Origin of the sequence: Saccharospirillum impatiens DSM 12546 (genome assembly GCF_000423605.1) — a bacterium.
GTDB classification, from domain to species: domain Bacteria; phylum Pseudomonadota; class Gammaproteobacteria; order Pseudomonadales; family Natronospirillaceae; genus Saccharospirillum; species Saccharospirillum impatiens.
The window spans coordinates 1-17,513 of the sequence record NZ_AUIH01000032.1 but is presented as its reverse complement, the minus strand read 5'-3'; the positions used below and the strand labels follow the sequence as shown (position 1 = coordinate 17,513).

The window sequence follows — 17,513 nt, the reverse complement described above, 5'->3', positions numbered from 1 at the left end:
CCTGATTGCCACTAAGCCAGGCCGGGAACGCGAGTTCACCGTGCCGGAAACGCCCATCAATGATAGGCTATGCGTATATGACGCCATTGTCAGGCGTCTGTGCGGACCACTGTATTCAGCCAAGCAAAAAGACTGACACCACAGTGTAAACCCAAGCAGGACAGAGCACTACTGCTCCGACAGGACACCGGAACCCATGCCCAAACCCTCCCCGACAGCTCCCCGGCAATTCCTCTGGTACGACTATGAAACCTGGGGCATTAACCCGGCCCGGGATGGCATCGCCCAGTTTGCAGCGGTGATAACCGATGCCGACCTGAACATTATTGGCGAACCAATGGATTGGAAATGCAAGCCGCTGCCAGATGCCGTCATCGACCCGGGCTCGGTGATGATCACCGGCCTGACGCCGGGCGAGTGCCAACAGGAGGGCATGACCGAATGGGAACTGGCGAGCCGGATTAATGCAGTCATGTCTGAACCCGGTACTTGCACTGTCGGTTATAACAGCTTGCGATTCGACGACGAGTTCACCCGGTTTCTGCTCTATCGGAACCTGCTCGACCCCTATAGCCGCGAATGGCGCAATCAGAACAGCCGATGGGATTTGCTCGATGTGGTGCGCATGACCCACGCATTGCGCCCGGAAGGCATCGAATGGCCACGCCATGAAAACGGAGACCCTTCTTTTAAACTGGAACAGCTAACAGCCGCCAACGGCATAGAACACGCCAAAGCACACGATGCGGTCAGCGATGTTCTGGCGACCATTGCGTTGGCGCGGCTGATCCGCGACCGGCAACCCAAGTTGTTCAACTACGCCTTGTCGTTGCGGTTCAAGCATGAGGTGCGCCGGCAACTACCGCTGGAGTCGCGCCAGCCCATGCTCCACGTCAGCGGCCGAATCCCCGCTCGCCAGGGCTGCTTGACGATAGAGGTTCCATTGATGGAGCACCCCGACCGGCGCAATGAAATCATCGTTCTGGACCTGATGCAGGATCCCGGCTGGCTACTGGACCACAACGCCGATGACGTTCGCAATTGGTTGTACAGCCCCACTGAATCTTTGCCTGAGGGCATCGTAAGACCCCCATTGCGAACCCTGCATTTGAACCGGTGCCCAATGATTGCCCCCTACCGAATGCTCGATGAAGCCACCTGTGAACGTTTTGGTATTGAGCCCGCCCGCATCGCCCGGCATCTGGCAATTCTTGATCGCTGGCACGACCTGGTATCGCTGGCCCGCGAAGTGTTTAAAACCACCGACCGCCCTGCCCCGGCCGATCCACAGCAAGCGCTATATCAGGGTTTCATAGGCGACCATGATCGCGGCATTCTGAACGAGATCAGGCGCGCTAACCGCCACCCCGAAACCTGGCCGGGCCTGGCAGACGGTTTACAGGACGATCGTCAGCAAGCCCTGGTATTACTTGCCCGCGCCCGGCATTTTCCGGATAGCCTCAGTGCCGGTGAGCAAACCCAGTGGCGCCACCAGGTTCAGACCCATCTGACTGACCCGGACTGGGGCAGCACTCTAACGCTCAGTGATGCTCTAATCGCAACGCAGCAACTGATCGAAAAACACCCGGATCGGGAGGATTTGAAGCAAGTGTTAACCTGGTTGCAACAGCAGGAGCAACGCTGGCTGCGAGAGACCGAGGCACCGGTATCAGAGACGATCACAGCGCCTACCACCGGGCCTTCTCAGTCGACGCCCGCTGACTCGGAAAACAAAGAAAATACAGACCCCCAGCCAGACGACGGGCCTCAGTTGGGCCTGTTCTGAACCCTAACAGGTTGCTGAAATTCGGCAAATTTCAACAGACGGCTTGGCTATCGATACACCAATAGATTCAGAAACTGAGCGGGCTTGTCCTGTGATTCATTGCGGTAGGCGTGCGGTTGATCGGCCCGAAAGCGATACGCATCGCCCGCCTGCAACCGGTGCCACCGGGCATCACTGTAAACCGCTAGCTCGCCCGACTGAACCAGAACGCATTCGATCACACCCTGGCGGTGAGAATCGGACTCGCGCATGCCACCCGCCTCAATCTCAACGTCCAGCATTTCAGTGTGCAGATCGGCTACAAAAGGAAGCAGGGTTTTAACCGTCAATGCACTGTCCGGCGGCGTCACCCGCGTCTGAAAACTGCCCGAGCTCGCATCGACTGGTTCAATCAGGGTAGAGAACCCAACATCAAACCCCTTCGCCAGCCGCCACAAAGTTGTCAAAGTGGGGCTCGACTCGCCCCGCTCTATCTGCCCCAACATGGCTTTACTGACCCCTGTTTCAGTCGCCGCTCTAGCCAGACTCCAGCCACGCGCCGCGCGCAACTCCTTTAGCCGGTGAGCGAACTGCTGCTGTATATCCGACATGGCAATCTCTCCTGGTCACTGAACGCTTGTGCGCTATAACGCACGCTGCTAGGCTAGCACGATTGTACGCTATAACGCACAACCCTGAAACCACGGAGAACCGACCATGCGCAGGCCCATTTGGCGTCAATTCTGGCACGATGTGTCACTCAGTAGCCTAAGCGCGGGTGTCGTTGCGGTTTTGGTTGGCTTCAGCAGCTCAGCGGTTTTGATCTTTCAGGCGGCTGAAGCGGCCGGTACGACGCCGGCCCAGGCCAGCTCCTGGCTCTGGGCACTCGGGCTGGGTATGGGCATCACCTCCGTTGGCTTGTCGGTGCAACACCGATTGCCGCTGGTAACCGCCTGGTCAACGCCGGGCGCTGCGGTACTGATCGTTAGCCTGTCCGGCTTTTCACTGTCTCAGGCTATTGGTGCTTTTATACTGACCGGGGTGTTCATCACACTGGCGGGCTTTACCGGCCAGGCCGAGCGACTGACGCAGAAGCTGAGCCCAGCCCTGGCCAGTGCAATGCTGGCTGGCGTGTTGTTCCCCTTTGGCGTGAATGCAGCGACCTCACTGACCGAGGCACCGGTATTGGCAGGCTCCATGGCAGTCGTCTATTTTCTGGCGCGGCTGTGGGTGCCACGCTATGCCGTTCTGCTGGTGGCACTGGTGGGGTTGGTACTGGCACTGGCGTTGAATGAAGTAGCTGACAATGCCTGGGCCTGGTCGTGGACACGCCCGGTACTGCAGTGGCCGGAATTTAGCTGGCAAGCAATGTTCAGCCTGACCCTACCGCTGTTTGTAGTCACCATGGCCTCACAGAATTTGCCAGGCATTGCCACCCTGACCGCGGCTGGCTATCACTCACCCACCTCGTCCGTATTGAAATGGACCGGTTTGACGACCCTGGTGCTGGCCCCTTTCGGTGCCTTCGCCCTGAACCTTGCCGCCATTACGGCCGCCATCTGTATGACGTCTGATGCTCACCCGGACCCCAAACGGCGTTATACCGCTGCGGTGTCCGCGGGCATCACTTACGCATTGCTGGGCTTGCTCGCCGCCTCGGTTATCGCCCTGTTTCAGGCTTTGCCCGGGGCCTACATCATGACACTGGCCGGCCTTGCGCTGCTGCCCACCATTGCCAACAGCCTGGTAAATGCCCTACAGGAGGAACAGGAAAGGGAAGCAAGCCTGGTGACCTTTCTGGTCACCGTAGGCAATGTCACCCTGTTCGGTATAGGCGGCGCATTCTGGGGGCTGGTGTTCGGTTATCTGATTCGCGAACGACGCTACCTGGCCCGCCTTATTCAGAGCCCGACTTGGCGGCAAAAAAAGCGCTGACGGCCTGACGAAACTCATCGCTTTTCAGCTGTTTTTGAAAATGGCGAGCTTCATCATCAATGGTATTCAGCGTAATGCTCATAAAATGCTGCTTCATCAGTTTTTTGGTCAACTCAATTGCCTTGGGCGGCTGGGCGGCCAACAGCTGCGCCTGCTGATGGGCAGCCTGAAGGTAATTTTCGTCGCCAAAAACAGCGTTGATCAAACCCGCTTCGAGCGCCTCCTGAGGCCCAAAGCTCTTGCCCAGCATCAGCCATTCGGCCGCTTTGACATGACCCACCTTTAATGGCAACAGAAATGACGACGCGAACTCAGGCACCAGCCCCAAATTAACGAACGGCAGTTGGAACACCGTACTGTCGCCGCTGTATACCAAGTCGCAGTGCAACAATAAGGTAGTACCAATGCCAACGGCAGGCCCGTTAACGGCGGCAACAATGGGTTTGGGGAAGTCGGCCATGGTGCGCAAGAAGCGCAGCACCGGAGCATCGTCGTCTTCCATCGGGTGTTCCATGAAATCTTTCAGATCGTTACCGGCGGTGAAACAGAACTTCTGACCGGACAACAGAACGACTCGCGCTTCGGGATTATGCTTGGCTTCATCGAGTATATGCTTCAACTCAATGTACATGGCCTCAGTCAGGGCATTGCGTTTTTCGGGGCGGTTCAGCGTCAGTTCCAGCACGCCGTTATGCACCCGCTGTATAATCTCGCTCATGGGAGCTCCTGTTGGTTTCCGATACCCTACAATTTAAACGAGCGTTTGAATTTTGCAAGTGCCATTGGGTTAGCCTCACCCTTATTAGATCAAGATTTGAGCTTTGCACAATGTAAGCGGGTGCCGGTTGTGCCTCTGAGGGGGAGTCCGCAGCATGGACTAAAACGCCAGGAGCGTTTTAGCATGAGCGCAGCGAGCCCGAAGGGTGAATCCCACGGGGAGATTCATATCCTGCGGCCTAGACCCGAGACGTCGGACCGCCATTGACGGATTCACGCCGACCCCTCAGAGGCATAACCGGTGGCCTCCGCGGCCCAAGACCGCTCAACTAGCCCCGGAATTTGAATGATAAGTTAATGCTTTTGTACTGACCCGATTCCCGAAAAAGTGTTGTACACTTCGCGCCACCGAGCAGACCGGCAGAGGAGCCCTTCATGACCGTCATTCAGCAGGACGATCTTATCCAGAGCGTCGCAGACGCCTTGCAGTTTATTTCCTACTATCACCCGAAAGACTTTATTCAGGCTGTGCACCAGGCCTATGAACGCGAGGAATCCCAGGCCGCCAAAGACGCCATGGCCCAGATTTTGATCAACAGTCGCATGTGCGCCGAGGGCCACCGCCCCATCTGTCAGGATACCGGCATCGTGACCGTATTTCTGAAAATCGGCATGGATGTTCGCTGGGAAGGCGCCACCATGGGCGTTGAAGACATGGTCAACGAAGGCGTTCGTCGAGCCTATTTGCACCCCGACAACGTTCTGCGCGCCTCCGTGCTGGCCGATCCGGACGGCAAGCGCACCAATACCAAAGACAATACTCCGGCGGTTATTCACACCCAAGTGGTGCCCGGTAATACCGTTGATGTTCAGGTAGCGGCCAAGGGCGGCGGCAGCGAGGCGAAGTCCAAATTCGCCATGCTGAACCCCTCCGATTCGATCGTAGATTGGGTGCTGAAAGTGGTTCCGGAAATGGGCGCAGGCTGGTGCCCGCCCGGCATGCTCGGCATCGGCATCGGCGGTACGGCCGAAAAAGCCATGCTGATGGCCAAGGAATCCCTGATGGAACCGATTAACATTCAGGAACTGCAGGAACGTGGGGCGAGTAATCGCGGTGAAGAACTGCGGCTTGAATTGTTCGAAAAAGTGAACAAGCTGGGCATCGGCGCCCAGGGTCTCGGTGGCCTGACGACGGTACTCGATATTAAAGTCATGGACGCACCGACCCACGCAGCGAACAAACCCGTTGCGATCATCCCCAACTGCGCGGCTACCCGCCATACTCACTTTGTGCTCGACGGAAACGGCATCGCCAAGCTTGAAGAACCCAAGCTGGAAGACTGGCCGGACATCGTCTGGGATGCCGGCCCCAAAGCGCGTCGAGTCGATCTGAATACCCTGACCAAAGACCAGATGCTCGACTGGAAACCCGGTGAAACCCTGTTACTTAACGGCAAGATGTATACCGGTCGCGATGCGGCACACAAACGCATGGTCGATATGATCAGCAAAGGCGAGCCAATGCCGGTAGATTTCACCAACAAGATGATCTATTACGTCGGCCCGGTAGACCCCATGGGTGATGAAGCGGTAGGCCCGGCAGGACCGACAACGGCCACCCGGATGGACAAGTTCACAGATACCGTGCTCGAACATACCGGTTTGATCGGCATGGTGGGTAAAGCCGAACGTGGGCCGGTTGCCATCGAGTCCATTGCCCGTCATAAGGCCACTTATTTAATGGCGGTCGGTGGTGCGGCTTACCTGGTATCCAAAGCGATTCGCGAAGCCCGCGTCGTCGCCTTTGAAGACCTGGGAATGGAAGCCATATACGAGTTTGATGTGGTAGACATGCCAGTCACAGTGGCCGTGGATACTCAGGGAAGCTCGGTTCACCAGACGGGTCCCAAAGAATGGGCGGCCAAGATTCTGGCCAAAGAAGTAAGCTAACGACGAATGTCGTTTCGATGAAAACCCGCTCTGGCGGGTTTTTTTACGGCTGAACGACTGACAATAATAGTTAGGCAAAAAAAAGGCCCGAATCATACGATTCGGGCCATCAAGTTCAGGTGGCCGCGGCCACCCGGTTTCGAGAGGGATTACTCGAAATCAACGTCGGAGTTGGCAGGAGCCGAGGTCTCGGATGCATCCCACTGGCTTTCCCAGGCAGAGTTGACGATAAGGTTATCCCCGTCTTCAACATTGCCAACCATGACGAAAGTGAACGTCAACGTCCGTCCGCCATTGCTAACCTCCAGAGAATGAGTATCGTCGGCCGTGTTTATCTCTGCACCGCCGCCGTTGGCATCGGTGAAAGTAAACTGGTTTTCGAACTCATTCTGAGCAATGGTACCGTTGTTGTTACCGTCCCAGCCAGACAGGTCGATCGGGTGAGTACCTGTGAACTGAACTGATACAGTGTCAGAGTTCAGAGTGGTACCGTCGTCAGTACCTGTTACCCGGAACGTACCGGTTTCATCAATCGCTGCGAAATCAGGCTGGTGGAAGAAGAACTCGTTGTCATCGGCTGCGTTGCCAATCGAGAAATCGTTCCAGCTGTTGCCCAGCACATCTTCCACGTCACTGAAATCCAGACGGGCGTGACGGTACAGATCCGATGGGAATGACCCGGATGCTGCATCGGACTCATTGTACTGAGCCAATGTAAAGATCGCAGTACGGTTCAGGTCATCACCCCAGGCACTTGGCAGAACACTCAAAACGGTTTTATCAGTCTGACCGTTAAAGGCATTGACGGTATCGATATCCATGGTGATGGTCTGACCACCCAATACAATCTGAGTACTGGTATCAATAGCGATCGCTTCGTTGAAGTTGATTACGAATTCGTCACCTTCATAGCTAGCGCTTACCACCATCGGAGGCAAGGCATCGCCTACAACCACTTTCGCATTGGATGAACCAGCATTCTCCGATGCTTCCTGAATAGAGGCCTGGAAGTCGATGATTGAACCGTGATCCTGGTTACCAAACGTCACAACATCAGTGATGTCAAACTGAACCAGATCGGCCGTTGTTGATTCGCCGTCGTCTTCAATGTTGACGTTGTTGTTAGCCACGAAGTTGCTAATAGCAGCATTCAGGGTGGTATCCGCTACCGGATCCGTTCCAGTCAGCTCAACACTCTCGGACATAGCAACACCGATGGTGCGGGTGCGTGCTGCCGTATCTGCGATCCAGCTACCGTAAGCGACGGCATCGTAGATACCCGCTGTAGAACCTGGAATGTTAGCCGCATCGAAGTCCAATTCGTCGATGAAGTATTCACCCTGGTTAGCATCACCGGCAATGTTGTTGACCAGGTTCAGGTCAAACAAAGGTTTCAGTGTCAGCAGACCTTCAACACCCAGCTCTTCTGTACCGTCGCTGGTACCATCGACAACGCTCAACATACGCGGTGTGATGTTCAGGAACGGAATGCCTGGCTCAACATCCGGCGTTGATGACTGCTCGCCACCGTTACCGTATTGAAGGCTAGATACAGAACCGTTGTTGTTGTCAGCATTTACACCATAGGCTTTTTGCAGCACGGTGGTCGGCGCGACGTTGTCTTCCAGCGTCAACGATGCCGCTTGGCCACTGTAACCGAACTGATCGAAGGGCGTGATGGTGACGATGTCGCCCGGCTCTACACCTTGCACTACCAGGTAGACCGCTTCACCTTCGCTCACGTCAGACACAAAACGGTTGGCTACGCCACCGTCGAACGTTGCACCGACCAGACGCTTATTGACCAGGCCGTTGAACTTGGACAAGCCATTGCTGCCAATAACGTCCATTTCATAGTAGTCAGCTACGGTAGAAGCAAACTCAATGCCAGCCGCATTGGCTTCAACGCTGGTGTCATCGATGTAACCAACGGTCGCCGCAATAGCACCGGCCAGGTCTTCCATGCGTTCTGCTGCGTCAGCAACGTTACTAGAGTCGTTGTCGTCAGCAGTGTTCAGTTGCTGAATACCGTCACGTTCGTCGTCAACATCCAGGAAGGCATTGTTGTCCGCCTGAAGTTGCAGCAAAGAACCAAAACCGGTTACATCTTCAGTTTGCTGAGTATCGGTCAGGTCAACCGCTTCTGCATTCTGGTTTGCTTCGATGTAGGCCTTCAGCTTGATGCGGACATAGTTGCTGCCGACGCTGGTGATCAAGTCTTCATCGTATTCAACTGGGGAGTCAATCAGCGATTCGGTGGCAACATCGTATTTATCAGTACCAACAGAATTTGACGGCATAGCTGTATCGCGGAAGTCATCACGCAACAACAGCACATCGATCTCATTTCCGGCGACCAGAGCTGAGTCCAGAGTCACGGTCAGTACTTTACCATTCAGGCTGGCACTGTGTGACAAATAGGCGCCACCGTCGACATCGCGAATCAACAAGGAGTTACCAGCAACGTCGATGCCAGCCATTGTTTCACTGAACTCGATGGTGAACTGAGTAGTAACATCGTCATTCAACATACCGCGAGTAGCAGTCTGATCGACCACTTGGGCAACGGCTTTCACCCAAGGTGCGATGGTATCTTCACTAAGAACCTTGGTAGCTTTAACATTACCCAGTTCATACGGCGTGTACTCGTCTGATGTATCTGCCTGAGCTGATACGGTGTAGCCGTCAGCTGCCAGCTTGAGAAACGCGTCTGCAGGAACATTGCTGAATTCAAATGCACCGGTTGCAGAGGTTGTAGCAGTAACAGATTCAATGCCGTAGCTGGTGACTACGCCATCCTGATCCTGTTCCTGATCGACACCTGAGGCCGTAGAAATCATGTCCAGCGCCAGGTTTACCTGTGCCAGAGCTTCACCGCTGTCTGCACTGCGCAATACACCTTTAACGGTAGCCATTTTCTCTGGCAACACGGCGGTTCCGGCCGATGCATTAAAGCCATCGATGAACGTAGTAACCGGGTTGGTAACTTCACTGCTGTCTGCATTGGCTTCAGAGCCATTGAAGATCTGCGCTTGCGGAGTAACGGTTACGCTGGCTTTCAGGTACTGGGCTGGCGGCACAATGGTCAGTGCCAGCGCCTGGGCGTAGGAGTCGTTGTCGTTGCGAACGGTCTGGCTGACGGCCACGTCGCTGAAGTAATACTGGCCACCCGCATTGGTTACGACCGACTGGTTGCCCAGATAAACGGTTGCACCTTCGATGGGCATACCATTGGTGTCAGTAACCAGCCCGGTGATAGCACCACGCGGGTTGTTAACACTGACGTACTGTGATGACTCGGCGCTGTTCGTGCTGTTGCTGCTAGTTGAGTCGTCTTCACCACAACCCACCAGAACCAGGGTACCTGCTGCGACAGCAGCAACCAGTAATTTTTTATTCCAAATGCCTTCAGACATTTCTTTCTCCTATGACTTTTCAGGTGTCGCATTGCATTCCTTCACGCAATACGAATTCAGCGCGATACGCTATCGAGAGTGCCAGTCAGAAAGGGAAATAGAGGATCGCTGCGCCCGCAGGCGTAGGATTGAATAAGAGATCAAAGACGCTTCGTCCTTGTCTTTCCCTGTCTGTAACTGTTCCCTTCGCAACCCGTATGGAGCTGATCAGAACTCCTCGGGCTGGATCGTGCTACTGAACTTCATGCTCAGTTTGCCGCGACGACATGCTCGCGTTCGGCGCGTGTATGAAACGGTTTCGACGCACCCAAGTCAATCAGAGTTAATTCCCAATATTTTTTTTTGTGATTGACTCGTCATCAACAAAAAATGTCGGTAATGTCTTACATACGAACACCCGTCAATGTGCATAGAATCAAAAACCAAGTCTGACCAGAAACGCCTAAAGCCAAGGAAAACCTGGAAAACAATACTCGTTTTCGATACTGGGAGTGAGCGATCCTCTGACTCTTGCTGAGCAAAAAACAACCAGAAACACTAACGTATTGACGATCATGTCGCTGCTTCCTGTGATTTCCCCTCTTGTTCTGACGCGGACCGACTTCGTGAATATTCCCTGAACTGACTGGGCGACATTCCCGTTCTGCCGCGAAACCAGTGGCTGAAATTGAAAGCATCTGCATAACCAACCCGTTGTGCGATTTGGCTGACTTGCCAGTTGCTGCTTGCCAGTAACTCCCCTGCTCGCTGCAATCTAAGATCGGACAAACGCGACATCGGGCCCTGATCATAGAGTTTTTTACATACCCGATTCAGATGCGGTACCGAGCAGTGCACACGCTCGGCCAAACGTGCCTGAGACCAACGTTGATGCAATTGCTCCTCCAACTGGGCAAACACCTGCCGTACCGTCATTTCAAGCCGACTGTAGCCCGTCTCCCGGAGCAGTAGCTCCGTCAGCAACTCACTGATCAACCCGACCATCCTTCGTCGTCTTGGCGTTTTGATTTGATGATAAAGTGCGTCCATCATCGGCGAAATAGCCCAAACCTGGTCGTGTTGAAACACCTCAGCAGATTGCCCCCGCAGTGCAGACCAGACGTTGGAATCGTCCAGCAGCAGCCAGGCCATCCGCCATTCCTGCTGCCCTTCACCAAGCTCAAACAAAAATGGCTGACGGGCGGGTAACAGAGTGACGCTTCCGGGGGCAATCGCTTCTGTACGTCCGGGCAGATGGACCTGACCACCACCGCCCTGTGTAAACAGTAAGGTGTGAATATCAGGATCCTTGCGGCCAACGTGATAGCGACCACGCAACCAACTGACGCCCCCCATGTGTAGGTGGTGGTCTCTCAGCTCTGGAATCTCTTCGGCAATCAGAAATCTCTCCCGGCATTCAGGGCCGAGAATCAGTACGTCCTGAAACTCCTCATGATCCATATTCACAGGTCGATGATTCATCTACACATAGCTCCCGGTTAACCCAGCACTTAGAATGCTGCGCAATTAAAGCCTTTTTTATCATTTTTTCAACAACCTTCTGCCGCCTAGAATAGTCGTTTTTGGGTTAAAGCATCTATTTTCACAGTTCAATCATCAGCGCACACCTCCCAGTGCACACGGAGATTCAATGAGCTATCGGGTATTTTGGCAACAAGTGTTTGCACTGGCTTTGCCTGTGGCATTCCAGTCGGCGCTGATCTCAGCGCTGGCCATGGCCGACGTACTCATGGTCAGCCATCTGGGCAGCCAGGCGGTTGCAGCGGTCGGCCTGGCCGCCAAACTGAATTTTGTGCTGATCCTGATCATGGCGGCACTGGGCACCGGCTGCAGTATTTTGTGCGCCCAGTACTTTGGCGCGGGTCGCCATGAAAAGGTCCGGCAGACGCTGGCACTATCGCAGTGTGTGGGTGCTCTGATCATGCTGCCATTTACTCTGGTGGTTTTAACGAATGCGGAGTTTCTGGTGCGCCTGGGCACACAGGACCCCGGGGTTATTCTTCTGGGCACCCCGTACATGATGTTGCTCGGCCTGACTCTGTTCACCACTCAGGGCATCATCGTCTACGAATCGGCAATGCGTGCTATTGGCCGCACTGGCTGGCCCCTGAAATATGCAGTGGTGGCCATTGGGCTCAACATTGTCATGAACTACTGGTTCATTAACGGTGGCTTGGGTGTTCCAGCGTTGGGCGTTACCGGCGCGGCCATCGCAACCGTACTCGCGCGCCTGTTCCAGGTTGGCTGGATGGCGGTTGATGTTCAGCGTACCCGTACCCTGCATCTGACCGTCAGTGCGTTTTTCGGGCTGCGTCAGTCAACGCTGCCAAAGCGATTTTTCACCCTGACCTGGCCGCTGGTCCTGAACTTCACACTCTGGTCTGTCGGATCGCTCGGTTACACTCTGATCGCTGGCCGAATGGGCACTGTTCCACTGGCCGTCATGAGTTTGCTTGCGCCGATTGAGGGGATGTATCACTCGCTTTTTTTTGGCCTGGTTAACGCCTGCGGCATCATGATTGGTCAGCGACTTGGCCGCAGTCAGTTCGATGAAGCCCAGTGGCTTGCTAACCGCTTTATGTGGATGGCGCCTCTGGGTTCTTTGATAATAGGAGTGTTATTGCTGATTGGCTCACCCTTCTTACTGACGGTATTGGCCATTCAAGATGTCGAGACCGTTCGCCAGACGCAGTGGGCCATGATCGTTATGTGCCTAGGGTTCTGGATTAAGGTATTCAATATGACGGCTATTCAAGGCATCTTGCGCGCCGGGGGCGATAGCAAATTCTGCCTCGGAATGGACATGGTCGCGCTCTGGCTGGTGGGTTTGCCGCTCACCTGGGTCGCGGCCTTTGTCTGGCAACTGCCGTTTGTCTGGGTGTATGCACTGGTGCTCAGCGAGGAAGTGATCAAAGCCACAGGCGTATACTGGCGCGTCCGCCGCCGCCACTGGCTAGCCAACTTGGCTGAGGAGCCGGAAACCGTGGTGGCTCCGGCTTAAACGATGAACACCCGCTAGAATGCCGCTTTGATCTTTTCCGCCAGTGCTTTCAGATGCTCGTTATCGGCTGCGGTAGTGGCATGAGGCCGGCGCAAATCAGCGATAGAGCCAGGAATAACATGACAATGGACATGCGGGACGGTTTGGCCCGCACCTTCGCCATTGAGTTGAAACAACACCACGCCCGACGCATTCAACCCAGCCTTTATGGCAGCAGCGACTTTTTTCGTACTCTGAATCCAGTGCGCCGCCGCCTCGTCAGACAAATCCATCAGGGTTACAGCCTGCTCTTTGGGGATCACCAGGGCGTGGCCATCGGTCTGTGGCATAATGTCCATAAACGCCAGAGTGTGTTCGTCTTCGTAGATCTTAATGCAGGGGATTTCCTCGCGCAGCATTTTTGCAAAGATGTTGTTTGGATCGTAGGCCATAACAAACTCCTGTGGTCGACCGGATGGCTCAAAACCTGACCGATTGGTTTACTGTCGGTATTCGGGTTAATCTTAGCGAACTTCACTGCCAGGCTAAACCACTGCCATACTGATGAACAGCGGCGGTGCTGCCATTTCCATTCTCTGACTGACGGCCGGAATGTCATTATGACCCTTTATAACCTTGGCTCCATCAATATTGACCACCTGTATCAAGTCGACCATTTCGTGCGACCCGGAGAGACCCTGAGCTCAACAGACTATCAGACTGTGCTGGGGGGCAAAGGGGCCAATCAGTCCATTGCACTGGCCCGCGCCGGGGCTGAAGTAAGACACCTGGGCGCTCTGGGCCAACAGGACGACTGGGCTTTGGCCCAATTGCAGGAAGCTGGCGTCAATACAGATCATATCACCTTGCTGAATCAGGCCAGCGGTCACGCCATCATACAACTGACGACAGCCGCCGAGAACGCCATTATTCTGTACCCGGGTGCAAACCATTGCGTAACTGACGCACATCTGCAGCAGGCACTCGCCACAGCCGGCAGTGGCGACTGGTTGCTGATGCAGAATGAAACCAACGGTCTCGAGGCCGCGGTCGCGCAGGCCCGAAAACAGGGACTGACCCTGGCCTTCAACCCGGCCCCCATGGATGTGCAGCGAGTCAGGCCGCTACTGGGGCAGATTGACTGGCTGATCGTCAATGAAATCGAAGCCATGGACCTGACCGAAACCCGGACAGTCGCCGCAGCTGAAGCGGCCCTGGTTAAGACCTACCCCCAGTTGCACATACTGCTCACGCTGGGCAAGGCGGGGGTGGTGTATTTGCATCAGAACCTTCGCGACAGTGTGGCTGCCCACTCAGTCGAGGCTGTGGATACTACCGCCGCCGGCGACACTTTTATCGGGTACGCCCTGTCGGCACTGGCCACGGGCCAAAGTCCGAAACAGGCCATGGCACTGGGGACAGCCGCTGCAGCGATATGCGTGACCCGGTTGGGGGCTTCATCGTCCATCCCCACGCTCGCGGAAACTCAGGCCTTTATTAGCAAGAACGCTCATTCACCCAAAGACGGAGACCCGGCATGACGCACAAGATCATCATCGACACGGACCCTGGCATCGACGATGCCATGGCTATCTTGTTCGCCTTTCGCGCTGAGCAGATTGAGGTTTTAGGGCTCACCACGGTGTTCGGTAACGTCAGCGCCGAGCGCGCGACCGTGAACGCCCTGACACTGAGCCAACTCGCCGGGAAAACGGTCCCGGTTGCCAAGGGTGCCAATACCCCTCTGATGATGGCGCCGCGCAAACACGCTGACTATGTTCACGGCCAGGACGGGTTTGGCAATATTAACTGGCCCGAAGCGACGGCCAAACGCGATGTCCGCAGCGCGCCCCATTTCATTGTCGATACCGTCAATGCGCACCCTGGCGAAATCACGCTGGTTGCCCTGGGCCCACTGACCAATCTGGCGCTGGCGCTAGAGCTGGATCCGGACATCGCCTCCAAGGTGAAAGAAGTGGTTTTGATGGGGGGCGCTGTCCACGAAACCGGCAATGTAAGCCCGGTGGCTGAAGCGAATCTGATCAACGACCCTCACGCCGGCGACGCAGTGTTTGGCGCAGACTGGCCCGTGACCATGCTTGGGTTGGATGTAACTCACCAGGTGTTGCTTAAGGCCGGCGTGCTGGAGCGCATTGAAGCCGCAAACCCCGATCAGGGTGGTTTTCTAAACAAAGCGGCGCAGCATTATTTCAGTTTTTACCGCGAGGCCATGGGCATTGACGGCTGCTATTTCCACGACGCCGCGACCATCGCCTATGTTCTGGATCCTTCTCTGTTTGGCTGCAGGCACGGTGCCATTCGGGTGGCTACCGATGGCCTGGCTATCGGCCAAACCATGATGGCCCCTGAGGGACGCACCTTTCCAACACAAGGCTGGGAAAATCGGCCATTGGCTAAAGTCGCCATTGAAGTGGATGACGTCCGGGTGCTTTCATTGTTTGAACGAACACTGTCGGGCTGACTTCACCGGGGGCATGGCGAGTACTGGCTTGACGCCGCCCCGCCCCTACCACACCTAAGGAGCCTCATCGCGCACGCCCGGATTGCCAGGCCCTCAGCAAATCATCGTACTGAATGGTTTGCCCAGACGGCTTTTCGTTAGCCAGAGCTGCCTTGGGTGCACCCGGTTGCGCCAGCCAGTACGCGGCGCCTTCAGCATCGGCAAGCGATGCTATGTGCGGACCGCAGATATCGGTCTGAAAGGTTCGTTGCATCGTCGACATAACCCGATCCTGCTCAGTGGCCAATTGATCCAAGGCCTCTTGGGGCGACCTGACCCCCGACACTGCATCGGCAATATTCGGCCACCACCGCTCGGAAAGCCTTGGGTAATCGGGCACGTTATTGCCCGTTGGGGTCCAGAATTCGCGGGCCGGACTGCGGTAGAACTCGACCAGGCCACCAAGCCTTGGCGCTATTTCGGTCATTGCATCAGAGGCCAGGTCGGAATCCCGAATCGGAGTCAGCCCCGTCAGTGTCTTTTTCAGGGACACTGTCTTCGACACGGTGAACTGTGCGTAAAGCCAGGCGGCTTGCTGGCGTTCAGTGCTCATAAACCGGGGGATCGTCCAGGCACCCACATCCTGATACCCCAGCTTCATGCCCTCTTCCCAGTAAGCGCCATGCGGAGAGGGTGCCATTCGCCACTTGGGTGTTCCATCAGCATGGGTGATGGCCAAGCCCGGTTGCAGCAGATCCTGTGTAAAGGTGGTATACCAGAAAATCTGCTGGGCAATATTACCCTTAGCCGGCAACGACCCGGCCTGACCAAACGTCAGGTCCTGCGCCTCGGGTGGCGCAAACCGCTTTAACCAGTCAACGTAGGTAGTCAGGGCGTATACCGAGGCTGGAGCATTCGTCGCACCGCCGCGTGCCACATGGGAACCCACTGGACGACAATCGTCTACCCGAATGCCCCATTCATCCACCGGCAGTCCATTAGGAAGACCAGGGTCTCCGGCACCGGCCATCGAGAACCAGGCATCGGTGAAGCGCCAGCCAAGTGAAGGGTCCCGTTTGCCGTAGTCTGAATGGCCATAGACGCGCTGACCGTCCAGCTGTTCTACATGGTCAGTGAAAAATTCGGCAATATCTTCGTAGGCAGACCAGTTAACGGGCACGCCGAGTTCGTACCCATAACGATCGGCAAACCGGACTTTCAAGTCGGGACGTTCGAACCAGTCATAACGAAACCAATATAGGTTAGCGAACTGTTGCGTCGGTAATTGGTAGATCTCGCCATCGGCACCGCGCACGAAATCGAGCCCAATGAAGTCATCGATATCCAGAGTTGGCAATGTGACTGCCTGGCCTTCATTGGCCATAAAATCACTGAGCGACAATATTTTTCCGGATCTGAAGTGCGTTCCAATAGAGTCAGAATCATTGGCAAACAAATCGTACTCATTGGTCCCTGATATCATTTGTAACCAGAGCTGATGGATAACCTGGTCTTCTCTGGTAATAACATGATTCACCGTTATCCCGGTTATTTCAGAAAAAGCACGCGCCAATACGTCTGCCTCGTATTCATGCGTCGCAATGCTCTCGCTCAACACATTAATCGTCATACCCTGAAACGGCTCTGCAACGGACCTGAACCAGTCGAGTTCGGCCCGTTGCTGCTCCCGCGTCAGCGTGGAAGGGGTGAATTCCTGATCTAACCAGCTATCCAGAACATCGGCCAGGGCTACTTGGCAGGCACAGCACATCATCAGGACGACAGCCCGGATGCAGCAGAGGGGATTTAACATGGGAGCAACCTTCACGGTTTACCTGATCATGCCGGATTAAATACCACGGCCATGCAGGTTTTATTGTTTATAGTGGGGTTAGGTAAGGCTTTTTGAGGCTTGATACTCCATCGCCTCTATCGATAGACGCCAAACATTACCTGTCGTAATCAAAAAGGGGCTGGAAACCAGCCCAAGGACTCAGCACTCTGGGTTACAAGCGAGTAATCGAAAATCGAATTGAAATCCGCCCACCGGATGAATAGTCCGGAAACTTCGCTTGCATTGGTTCAATTGTCTAGTCGATCTATTGCATTTGATTAGAACTATTAATGACGTTCTCTGCCAACGATATTGCTATTGTCCAGTCAAAACAGGGGGTCGCTCAACCTCTGAGCGAACCCCACGCCAGTACTAACTAGTGCCCGTCCAGAAAGGGCGATTTTTCAGAAAGATGCCAACGTCCTCCATTGGTCGTCGGATCCGCTTGGTGGTAA

Annotated in this window: 12 protein-coding genes; 6 read left to right on the top strand and 6 right to left on the bottom strand. The window is 55.1% G+C overall.

Annotated elements, in window-relative coordinates:
• The first annotated feature begins 196 nt into the window (after positions 1-196).
• Positions 197-1,786, top strand: a complete 1,590-nt coding sequence (sbcB, locus tag G565_RS24310) for an exodeoxyribonuclease I (protein ID WP_051207972.1) — start codon at positions 197-199, stop codon at positions 1,784-1,786.
• Positions 1,787-1,833: 47 nt separating this feature from the next.
• Here the strand turns inward: sbcB and G565_RS0114620 are convergent, their stop codons facing one another.
• A complete protein-coding gene (locus G565_RS0114620) occupies positions 1,834-2,376 on the bottom strand; it encodes a helix-turn-helix domain-containing protein (protein WP_028671569.1) in 543 nt (180 codons plus the stop codon).
• A gap of 106 nt (positions 2,377-2,482) precedes the next feature.
• On the opposite strand from G565_RS0114620, the gene G565_RS0114615 reads away from it, so the two are divergent.
• On the top strand, positions 2,483-3,700 hold the full coding sequence (locus tag G565_RS0114615; RefSeq protein ID WP_037339481.1) for a benzoate/H(+) symporter BenE family transporter: 1,218 nt from the start codon (positions 2,483-2,485) through the stop codon (positions 3,698-3,700).
• Here the strand turns inward: G565_RS0114615 and G565_RS0114610 are convergent.
• Positions 3,663-4,418: an enoyl-CoA hydratase gene (locus G565_RS0114610; RefSeq protein ID WP_028671567.1), complete on the bottom strand. Its 756-nt coding sequence runs from the start codon at positions 4,416-4,418 to the stop codon at positions 3,663-3,665. The two genes, G565_RS0114615 and G565_RS0114610, sit on opposite strands and share 38 nt — an antisense overlap.
• A gap of 434 nt (positions 4,419-4,852) precedes the next feature.
• Between G565_RS0114610 and G565_RS0114605 the strand changes: the two genes are divergently transcribed.
• On the top strand, positions 4,853-6,367 hold the full coding sequence (locus tag G565_RS0114605) for a fumarate hydratase (RefSeq protein WP_028671566.1): 1,515 nt from the start codon (positions 4,853-4,855) through the stop codon (positions 6,365-6,367).
• Between the two features lie 149 nt (positions 6,368-6,516).
• Here G565_RS0114605 and G565_RS0114600 read toward each other — a convergent pair whose 3' ends face one another.
• Both G565_RS0114600 and G565_RS0114595 read right to left on the bottom strand, forming a co-directional pair.
• Complete coding sequence (locus G565_RS0114600) at positions 6,517-9,783, bottom strand: carboxypeptidase-like regulatory domain-containing protein (RefSeq protein ID WP_028671565.1); 3,267 nt, start codon at positions 9,781-9,783, stop codon at positions 6,517-6,519.
• 552 nt (positions 9,784-10,335) lie between these two features.
• The gene (locus G565_RS0114595) at positions 10,336-11,244 is read right to left on the bottom strand and encodes a helix-turn-helix transcriptional regulator (protein ID WP_084649408.1); all 909 of its coding nucleotides are present in this window, start codon (positions 11,242-11,244) and stop codon (positions 10,336-10,338) included.
• Between the two features lie 169 nt (positions 11,245-11,413).
• Here G565_RS0114595 and G565_RS24305 point away from each other — a divergent pair, with 169 nt between their 5' ends.
• Positions 11,414-12,784 (top strand): MATE family efflux transporter, encoded by a 1,371-nt coding sequence (locus G565_RS24305; protein WP_051207970.1) that lies wholly within the window; start codon positions 11,414-11,416, stop codon positions 12,782-12,784.
• 14 nt (positions 12,785-12,798) lie between these two features.
• Here the strand turns inward: G565_RS24305 and G565_RS0114585 are convergent, their stop codons facing one another.
• A complete protein-coding gene (locus G565_RS0114585; RefSeq protein ID WP_028671563.1) occupies positions 12,799-13,215 on the bottom strand; it encodes an HIT family protein in 417 nt (138 codons plus the stop codon).
• Between the two features lie 168 nt (positions 13,216-13,383).
• Here G565_RS0114585 and G565_RS0114580 point away from each other — a divergent pair, with 168 nt between their 5' ends.
• Positions 13,384-14,304 carry a ribokinase gene (locus tag G565_RS0114580; RefSeq protein WP_028671562.1) on the top strand — a complete coding sequence of 307 codons (921 nt, stop codon included), beginning with the start codon at positions 13,384-13,386 and terminating at the stop codon, positions 14,302-14,304.
• Complete coding sequence (locus tag G565_RS0114575) at positions 14,301-15,245, top strand: nucleoside hydrolase (protein ID WP_028671561.1); 945 nt, start codon at positions 14,301-14,303, stop codon at positions 15,243-15,245. Before G565_RS0114580 ends, G565_RS0114575 begins: the two co-directional genes overlap by 4 nt.
• Positions 15,246-15,309: 64 nt before the next feature.
• Here the strand turns inward: G565_RS0114575 and G565_RS24300 are convergent, their stop codons facing one another.
• The gene (locus G565_RS24300; protein ID WP_051207968.1) at positions 15,310-16,998 is read right to left on the bottom strand and encodes an ABC transporter substrate-binding protein; all 1,689 of its coding nucleotides are present in this window, start codon (positions 16,996-16,998) and stop codon (positions 15,310-15,312) included.
• Positions 16,999-17,513 lie beyond the last annotated feature (515 nt).

Excerpts from the sequence above, each read along its gene's own strand:
- sbcB (WP_051207972.1), top strand. The coding sequence starts at position 197 with ATGCCCAAACCCTCCCCGACAGCTCCCCGGCAATTCCTCTGGTACGAC.
- G565_RS0114620 (WP_028671569.1), bottom strand. The coding sequence starts at position 2,376 with ATGTCGGATATACAGCAGCAGTTCGCTCACCGGCTAAAGGAGTTGCGC.
- G565_RS0114615 (WP_037339481.1), top strand. The coding sequence starts at position 2,483 with ATGCGCAGGCCCATTTGGCGTCAATTCTGGCACGATGTGTCACTCAGT.
- G565_RS0114610 (WP_028671567.1), bottom strand. The coding sequence starts at position 4,418 with ATGAGCGAGATTATACAGCGGGTGCATAACGGCGTGCTGGAACTGACG.
- G565_RS0114605 (WP_028671566.1), top strand. The coding sequence starts at position 4,853 with ATGACCGTCATTCAGCAGGACGATCTTATCCAGAGCGTCGCAGACGCC.
- G565_RS0114600 (WP_028671565.1), bottom strand. The coding sequence starts at position 9,783 with ATGTCTGAAGGCATTTGGAATAAAAAATTACTGGTTGCTGCTGTCGCA.
- G565_RS0114595 (WP_084649408.1), bottom strand. The coding sequence starts at position 11,244 with ATGAATCATCGACCTGTGAATATGGATCATGAGGAGTTTCAGGACGTA.
- G565_RS24305 (WP_051207970.1), top strand. The coding sequence starts at position 11,414 with ATGAGCTATCGGGTATTTTGGCAACAAGTGTTTGCACTGGCTTTGCCT.
- G565_RS0114585 (WP_028671563.1), bottom strand. The coding sequence starts at position 13,215 with ATGGCCTACGATCCAAACAACATCTTTGCAAAAATGCTGCGCGAGGAA.
- G565_RS0114580 (WP_028671562.1), top strand. The coding sequence starts at position 13,384 with ATGACCCTTTATAACCTTGGCTCCATCAATATTGACCACCTGTATCAA.
- G565_RS0114575 (WP_028671561.1), top strand. The coding sequence starts at position 14,301 with ATGACGCACAAGATCATCATCGACACGGACCCTGGCATCGACGATGCC.
- G565_RS24300 (WP_051207968.1), bottom strand. The coding sequence starts at position 16,998 with ATGATGTGCTGTGCCTGCCAAGTAGCCCTGGCCGATGTTCTGGATAGC.